This is a genomic window from Microvirga aerilata, assembly GCF_016743775.1.
Classification (GTDB): domain Bacteria; phylum Pseudomonadota; class Alphaproteobacteria; order Rhizobiales; family Beijerinckiaceae; genus Microvirga; species Microvirga aerilata.
Map to the genome: position 1 here is coordinate 1 of NZ_JAEQMY010000155.1, position 7,343 is coordinate 7,343.

General features: G+C 60.4%; 7 protein-coding genes and 1 pseudogene. 3 read left to right on the plus strand and 5 right to left on the minus strand.

Annotated features, from left to right (window positions below; genetic code table 11):
• Both JKG68_RS33060 and JKG68_RS30130 read left to right on the plus strand, forming a co-directional pair.
• The coding region (locus JKG68_RS33060) for a hypothetical protein (RefSeq protein ID WP_210346496.1) at positions 1 to 386 on the plus strand (386 nt) is incomplete at its 5' end.
• Positions 387 to 497: 111 nt separating this feature from the next.
• On the plus strand, positions 498 to 785 hold the full coding sequence (locus tag JKG68_RS30130) for a hypothetical protein (protein ID WP_202065883.1): 288 nt from the start codon (positions 498 to 500) through the stop codon (positions 783 to 785).
• 42 nt (positions 786 to 827) lie between these two features.
• Here JKG68_RS30130 and JKG68_RS30135 read toward each other — a convergent pair whose 3' ends face one another.
• The 3 genes and pseudogenes from JKG68_RS30135 to JKG68_RS30145 all read right to left on the minus strand — a co-directional run bounded on the left by JKG68_RS30135 (position 828) and on the right by JKG68_RS30145 (position 2,429).
• Positions 828 to 1,133, minus strand: a complete 306-nt coding sequence (locus tag JKG68_RS30135) for a ribbon-helix-helix domain-containing protein (RefSeq protein WP_202065885.1) — start codon at positions 1,131 to 1,133, stop codon at positions 828 to 830.
• A 1-nt stretch (position 1,134) separates the two neighbouring features.
• Positions 1,135 to 1,578, minus strand: coding sequence for a CpaE/TadZ family protein (locus JKG68_RS30140; protein WP_312891046.1), 444 nt, complete (start codon positions 1,576 to 1,578; stop codon positions 1,135 to 1,137).
• Positions 1,579 to 1,725: 147 nt separating this feature from the next.
• Positions 1,726 to 2,429, minus strand: a pseudogene (locus JKG68_RS30145) (IS6 family transposase).
• Positions 2,430 to 2,910: 481 nt separating this feature from the next.
• On the opposite strand from JKG68_RS30145, the gene JKG68_RS30150 reads away from it, so the two are divergent.
• A complete protein-coding gene (locus JKG68_RS30150; RefSeq protein WP_202065890.1) occupies positions 2,911 to 4,770 on the plus strand; it encodes a CocE/NonD family hydrolase in 1,860 nt (619 codons plus the stop codon).
• Positions 4,771 to 4,909: 139 nt separating this feature from the next.
• Here JKG68_RS30150 and JKG68_RS30155 read toward each other — a convergent pair whose 3' ends face one another.
• Both JKG68_RS30155 and JKG68_RS30160 read right to left on the minus strand, forming a co-directional pair.
• The gene (locus JKG68_RS30155; protein ID WP_202065893.1) at positions 4,910 to 5,167 is read right to left on the minus strand and encodes a hypothetical protein; all 258 of its coding nucleotides are present in this window, start codon (positions 5,165 to 5,167) and stop codon (positions 4,910 to 4,912) included.
• A 198-nt stretch (positions 5,168 to 5,365) separates the two neighbouring features.
• Entirely contained in the window at positions 5,366 to 6,748 is a 1,383-nt protein-coding gene (locus tag JKG68_RS30160) for a cytochrome P450 (protein WP_202065896.1), read from the minus strand.
• Positions 6,749 to 7,343 lie beyond the last annotated feature (595 nt).

Consider the following 7,343-nt stretch of genomic DNA (forward strand, 5'->3'; position numbering starts at 1 on the left):
GACTGGTGCCATGGGTCGCCTCCGCCAGCAGGTCAGAAGGGGCCGCCATTATACCCCGCAACCTACCGGATGCACCATTTAGTGCTACAGCGTCATGGTGCGGCAAGCCTCTCGGCCTCTCCCCGTGCGTGGATGAAATTATCCAAGTGGAGAAGGACATCCTGTCCAGGGATAAGCGGGCCTACAAAACGGGCATAGGCTACAATGCTGGGAGCTCGCTCGTTGGATGCCGGATCTATTGCACTGTTCGCCACTTTGCCCATGACACTCCGGACGAGTGCAAGGTGAGCGTTGCCACGTTCGAGAAGGAAGCGGCCCGGAAACCGTACCTGTGGCGGACGAACCTGCGGCTGCTCCTCATGGAGAAGTGCGAAATCCCGTTCTGAAGCGTTGTCATTCTACACCGCTACAGTGCTGTGATGCTGTAGCGCGAATTGACAGGGCCAGAGGAACGAAAGCTCTCCCCGTTATTTCATTCAGCAACGGGAGCCTTCTGAATGGCAGACAAGTGGAATGGGATTTGGAGCGGAACGGTTGAGGGCCGCCCCGTTATCGTCGAGAAATACGATGAGAGTGGTGACCTTCGGGCGCGAACGGCACCGAAAGAAGATGATCCGAGGACGCTGAGACAGCAAGGCGGCAGCGGTGCCTCCCTGGCCTCTTTCTGGAAGGAAGACCCCATCAAGGTTGATGGGCCTACCAAGGCTGACCTTGGGATAAACCTAATCGGTGATGGAGGTTTCACACCGGACGGAGCCGCTGAAATCGTCAGCCATATCCCTTGAGCCGAGATGGTTGAGGCGCTGTAGTGCTACAGCGCCTTGATGCTATGGCGCTTTGGCGCTGGCTTTCATCTCGCCGGACGTTGGATGGCCGTAACGCTTCAAAACCTCGTCGATCCCTTCCATGATGAGGTCGTGAACTTTCTTGTCCGTGTGGAAGGCAATCTCCTTCAGCTTCCGATGAGCCTGCTTCGGCAGGTACACGCTCGTATGGACGATGTCGGGCGTAGCCTTCCGGCTTGGGGGCTTCACCGCGGCTGCTGGCTCCGGGGCAGGGGTGGGGGCAGCAGGTTCTGGTGTGGGCATCTGGTTGAGGTGGAGGCCTGCCACGAGTGAGGGGCGCTTGGTCATTTCACTTTCCCTTCGTCTTGCGGGCGATCCAGGCCCAGAGGTTGCGGACTTCGTCGGAGGCTCGTCCCTCCGGGGCGTATTCCGCCACGCCCTTCCCGGCTGCAATGGCGTCCTGGTGGTCGACAAGCTGGGTCATGGTGGGTTCTGCGAGAACTCCGAACATGGAAAGCCCGTTGGCTGCCTCGGTGGCTCGGCTGCTTTTGCCGGGAGGGCATTGGTTCAACAGAAACGCGAACCGCTCCTTCATCTCGAGGCGCATCAGGGCTTCGACGGTGGGGAGGGTGGCCTTCAGGTCCAGTTTCGACGGCCGGGACAGAACCAAGCAGAGGTCCGCTTCCTTCATGGCCAGGTTGTTGGTCGTGTTTGCGCTGCCTGCTGTGTCGAGGACAACGAAAGTGAAGCCCTGGCCCTTGAGCGCCTGGAGGATCTGCGGGAGCTGGGCCACCTGATCCGGGGCGATCCGGTCGACGGCAACGGAATCCTCTTCGCGGGTATCTCCCCAATCGGCAAGGGATCCCTGCGGGGTACTGTCAACTTGATACCGGGGAGACCCTGCTGCTGCAGGGAAGCCTGCACGTCAGTCCAAATCAGCCTACAAGGCAGCACCGATCGCGTCCCGCCACGCGGCGAAGGCGCGATCGGTGCTGTCCGATACTCATTGGCGGAAAGACGATGGCGGCGGAGCTGGAAGTGGTTGTGGATCGGAGTGTGAATCGAGAGAAACTGCTGCGCATGCCGAACTGACTTGAACCGTCTCATGTGGCGTTCACGCCGTCGGGTAGGCTGGTGCGAGACCTCACAGCGGTTGTTGAGATACCGGCTCTGCCGATGCTCGACACCTGGCAGGATCTCGCGTTTGGCGGCACCATAGGATCCAAGCTTGTCGGTCACGATCACCCTGGGCGTGTAGCACAAGCCCTTCAGCAGCTTGCGGAAGAAGCGCTTGGCCGCCTTTGTGTTCCGGCGGCTCTGGACCAACACGTCGAGCACATTCCCATGCTGATCAACCGCTCGCCACAGGTAATGGAGCTTGCCCCTGATACGAACGAACACCTCATCAAGAAACCATTTGTCTCCAGGGTGCGGCCGACGGCGCTTAAGGCTGTTGGCGTAGGTCCGTCCGAAGCGCAGGCTCCACTCGCGGATGGTCTCGTAACTGACCTGGATCCCCCGAGCGGCCAGGATCAGTTCGACCTCACGCAGGCTCAGGCTGAAGCAGTGATACAACCAGACGGCCTGATTGATGATTTCAGCTGGAAAGCGGAAGCCGCGGTACGGGTTGGACGTTGTGCTCATGCCCGCGACCCTGCCATACGCCCGAACCTTCGCCAACCTGACAATACCCTGCAGCACCCCAGACCACTATGCTTCCACGCCGTCTGCCGTCAGTCTCCGTGTTTCCTGCCATTGCCCTGTCTCTATGCAAAGACCACAAGCAGGTCTTTGGCTCGGGTACTAAGTGTCAGATTTCGACCACCAGCAGGCCGATCCAAGTTCTGAGGAACAGCGATTCTTAAGGTTGGTGCATAGTATGACTCAGCATTGCTCAGTCAAAGAACTCTATCGAGATAGCTCCACCGCCCGAAATGCAATTGCTTCTGCTGTCAATGGGAGCGAGGATCCCACCTCTCGGCTCACGTTGCATTCCGAGTAGCCAACGGGAGGCGAGCCGGACTGATTTTCTAGCCGATTACAAAACGGGAGGAAAAGCCCAATGAAGAGTCCATCCAGCGTACGAGCGCCCATGTCCTCGGTTGATAGATGGCACAAGGCATGGATGCCCAACGGAACCAAGTCTTATCGAGCCCCAACCTACACCTCGGTCTTTGTCGCAGCTGCGGCCCTCGCGTCTACGGCCCCGGCATGGGCTGCCCTCGACAAGGGGCCATGCTTAGTCAAGAAGGAGGTGGATGTCGCCGCCAAGATGCGGGACGGCACCGTGCTGATGGCCGATGTGTACCGGCCCCAGGAGCCCGGGAGCTACCCAGTTCTCTTGATGCGCCTGCCATACGACAAGAGTGCTGCACAGACCTACGTCTATGCCAAACCCGAGGAGTACGCCTCCCACTGCTACATCGTGGTGATCCAGGACGTGCGTGGACAGTACAAGTCACAGGGCGAGTTCTACCCGTTTCGCGATGAGGGCAAGGACGGCTACGACACAGTGGAGTGGGCAGCCCAACTGCCCGGGTCGAACGGGAAGGTCGGCATGTACGGCTTCTCCTACGTCGGAGCAACGCAGTGGCTCGCTGCCGCGGAGAAGCCGCCACATCTGGTGGCGATCGCCCCCGCCCACACCTCGTCGGACTACTACGACGGCTGGTCGTACGAGGGCGGCGCCTTCTCGCTCGCGTTCAAGCAATCATGGCCACTGACCTCAATCGCCCTGTCAGGGGTCCGCCGGCAAGGTGATCAGCAGCTTCTCGACGACATCCAAAAGGCAGCTGCTGACCTGCCAGCTCTGTATAGCCACGTGCCGATCAGCGACTATCTGCCGAACTCCCAGAACGATCAGCGGATCGCCCCTTACTATGCAGACTGGGTCGCGCACGATACCTGGGACGATTACTGGAAGCAGTGGAGCATTCGAACCCGGTATCAGGACATCCAGGTACCGGCCCTGAACTTCGCCGGCTGGTACGATGTGTTCATGAAGGGTGGCACAGAGAACTTCATGGGCATGCGGGAGAAGGGTAGCTCGGAGGCGGCTCGCAAGGGTCAGCATCTGGTGATTGGGCCATGGATCCACCTGCCCTGGGTGCAGAAGGTCGGCGAGATCGACTTTGGCCCAGAGGCAGCAAACCCGATCGACCGGTTGCATCTGCGCTGGTTCGACTACTGGCTCAAGGGTCAGACTAACGGTGTCGATACGGAAAAGCCGGTCCGGGTGTTTGTCATGGGCGCCAACACCTGGCGCAAGGCCGACAGCTGGCCGCTGCCGGAGACCAGGTTCACGCCCTACTACCTGCACAGCATGGGGCAGGCGAACACCCGCTACGGCAACGGGTCCCTCTCACTCGAGAAGCAGGTGGCCAACCAGGCGCCCGACAAGTACCGTTATGACCCGGCCAATCCTGTTCCAAGCGCAGGCGGGCATTCATGCTGCACCCCGGATGTGGCACCGGTCGGGCCCTACGATCAGGCCAAGATCGAAGATCGGGCCGACGTTCTGGTGTACATGACCCCACCCCTCGAACAGAGCATGGAGGTGACCGGACCGGTGCAGGTGATCCTCTACGCGCAGTCATCAGCCCCAGACACCGACTTCACCGCGAAGCTCGTCGATGTTCATCCGGACGGCAAGGTCTACAACCTTGGCAATGGGATCATCCGTGCCAGCTCACGGGAGACGCTTGAGAGGCGGACGCCCATCGAGTCGGGGAAGGTCTATGAGTACAAGATCGATCTCTGGCCCACGTCCAACCTGTTCCGGCCGGGCCACCGCATCGGGCTTGAGATCTCCAGCTCGAACTTCCCGCACTATGACCGCAACCCGAACACGGGTGCTGAGTTCGGCCAGGAGACTACCTTCAAGACTGCTGACCAGACGATCCTGCATGATGCGGATCATCCCTCCCGGATCATCCTACCGGTCATGCCGACTCCCGTGCAGTCGAGGGTCACCGCCTCTCGTTGAGGACCTCTGGCCCCGCCTTGGCGGGGCCTTTCTACAACCTGCCGCCTACGGCAACTGCTAACGTAAGAAAGCTATCGCGAGCGAGTCCGGACCACGGGTATGCTCATTCTCAAATGAAGCAGACCATCTCTGCTTTAACTTACTCGTTGCCCTCTTCACTGCTCTCGAGAGGCTCGCTCGTTTCCATGATGAAATTGTAATTGGCTGCAGAGACGTAGAGCACGTCAGTCCCGAACAGCGAAAAGGTTACCGTTCCGCTGCTGTCGATGCTCACAGCATCCGCCTCAAGCTGGAGAGACTCCCCGGAGACGAAACTGACCGTCCAGCCTTTGACCACGAGGGAGGCGCGAGATCCTCGCCGCTTAGTCACGCCTTTCTTGGCGGCTCCCTGTTTCACAGCACCTCTTTCCGTGCTCCTTCCCCGAGTAGCTGCCTGCTTGCGGGGACCCTTCTTGGAAGCTCCCCGATCCGTTGTGCGTGCTCGACTGACCGACTTGGTGGTTCGTGCCATGACTTGCTCCTCTCGGCTGGTACCAACCCTTTGACGTAGCGAGCTCTGCAGTGCCGAAAACCCAGTCTTTCCGACGGCAGAGACTTATCGGCGATGGAGTTGGAATAGCGGCGCGTGATCGGGCTGGGTGGTCACCACAGCGACGGGCCAGACCGGTCGATCTGTGACCAACTCGATCCGGAACGAGCGCATCAGTTCGGCCAGCACCAGGGTGGCCTCCGTGAGGGCGAAGTGAGCGCCAATGCACACGCGGGGCCCGACACCAAAAGGTAGATAGGCGAAGCGGTCGATTGCCGGGGCGCCGGGCAGAAAGCGTTCTGAGGCGAACGCATCCGGCTCGTGCCAGTATTTCCGATGCCGGTGCAGCACCCATGGCGAGATGATGGCGAGATCGCCGGGCTTCATAGTAACACCCGCGACGGTGTCTGGCTGGCGGGCTGCCCGGACAATCACGTAAGCCGGCGGGTAGAGCCGCATGACCTCGTCCAGCACCGCCCGTGTGTACGTCAACTTGTTGAGCTGTGGCTCCGCCCTGCTGTCCGGCAACACTGCTGCGGCCTCTTGGGTAATCTGTTCCTGCACCTCCGGCAGGTGGGCCAGCAGATACACCGACCAGCACAGGGCTACCGCCGTGGTCTCGTGTCCGGCCAAGATCATGGTGGCGATCTGATCCCGCAGTTGCTTGGGCGAGAACCCCTCCCCGCTCTCCGCGTCGCGAGCCGCCATGAGCAGGTCGAGCAGATCGCGCGGACCACTGGCATGAGTTTTGTCCTTGAGCCGCTCAGCCATGATCTGGTCGATCAGCCGGATCCAACTCCGCCGGAACCAGGCTCGCGCCCAGTCATGGGGTGTCGGAATGGCAATGGGCACAACAAAATCGAGCAGGTGCGGTCGGCCGAGCCTTTGGCCGTAGCGCATAATCTGCTCCCGGAGAGCGGAGCCGTGCTGGCCCATCTCCAGGGAGAACATGCTGCGCCCAGCGATCTCGAGGGCGAGGCGCTGGATTATGGGGAAGAGATCCACCCGCTCCTTCTCGGTGGCGGCGAGACTGCCGATCATCTCAGTCGTGGCTGACCGGATATGTGGAACGAGAAGCTCGACTGACCGCGGCGTAAAGGCCGGCGCCAGGGTTCGCCGCTGATGACGCCAGGCAAGTCCCTCGCTGGTGAACAGCCCTTCTCCGAGCAGCGGCTTGAGGATCCGGAGGGTGGCGCGGGTTCGGCCATAGGCCTCCGGGTGATCCACCAGAACATGGCGGATTGCTTCGGGAGCATTGAACAGAACCGAGGAGCGGCCGAAAAAGCGACGGACGACAACCTCCTCCTCATAGGCCCGCTGCGACCAGACCCGCAGGTTGTTGACTCGCATCAGCGAGGCGAGCTGGCGCGGAGAGAGGTTCTCCGGAGCAGGCTCCGGATGCGGCGGGATGAAGGTCCGAATGTCCTCAGGTGCGACGGAGCTCTGCATCGTCTATATTTAGCACGTTCAGCCCCCGAGGCAGAGATGCCGAACACCAAGGACAGAGGCCACAATTCACCCGATGGTGCGGAATTAAACCTTCGCCTCGTAGGATCAGGAGGCGGCGAGGGTTGGTCGCATCATCATTCGGAAGGTTTGAGTGCCGAGAACCACGTCAGGAACAGGAAACGGGTGCAGCAGCTTGGAAGCGAAGGCTGACCGTGATTTCGGAAGTGATCCTTTGCGATCAGCCAAGCTCGGCCAGAGGATTGGGACGCACCCGAACACGAATTGAGTGCTCAATCCTTCGGAGCGGTGTTCAGACCGGGGAAGTTTCGACCGTTCAGCGCGAGCCGGTTGGTACCAGCTTGGCACCGGCTCTGATCGGGAACTAGGGGAAATGCCGGAAAAGGCCTTGGGCCTATGGTAGCGGAGGAGGCATTTGAACCCCCGACACAAGGATTATGATTTGACGTCGCACAAGTCTAAACTATTGACCTTGTTTCACCTTTGCCAAACTGCACTAGTACTACAGCCGTGGTTTGCGCCGACGTCGGGTACGCTTGCGCCAGTGACACTCGCGGGCACGCTGCTGGTGTCGTCG